1 protein-coding gene is annotated in these 246 nt (G+C 47.2%); it reads left to right on the top strand.

All coding sequences use genetic code 11. The annotated features are described in order from the left end of the window. Positions 1 to 246: type II secretion system F family protein (locus AAEZ18_RS19415; protein ID WP_352256079.1), on the top strand; the 246-nt coding region annotated here is incomplete at both ends.

The following is a 246-nucleotide window of genomic DNA, read 5'->3' as shown; positions in this document are numbered from 1 at the left end:
CACTTATTCAATCGGCACTTCCTGTTGAAGGCGCTGTTATGGCAGTTGCTGAGCAATGCGAAAAGCCGCGTTTAAAGCGGATGCTTATGTCGGTACGCTCAAAAGTAGTTGAAGGTTACACCCTTGCCGATGGTCTTAGTGAGTTTCCTCATGTTTTTGACGATTTATATCGTGCAATGGTAGCCGCAGGCGAAAAGTCGGGTCACCTTGACCAAGTTCTTAATCGTTTAGCCGACTATACCGAGC

The organism is Pseudoalteromonas sp. 19-MNA-CIBAN-0066, assembly GCF_040308705.1.
GTDB lineage: Bacteria > Pseudomonadota > Gammaproteobacteria > Enterobacterales > Alteromonadaceae > Pseudoalteromonas > Pseudoalteromonas nigrifaciens.
Note: the sequence above shows the minus strand (reverse complement) of the source record. Positions and strands in the feature narration are given on the sequence as shown.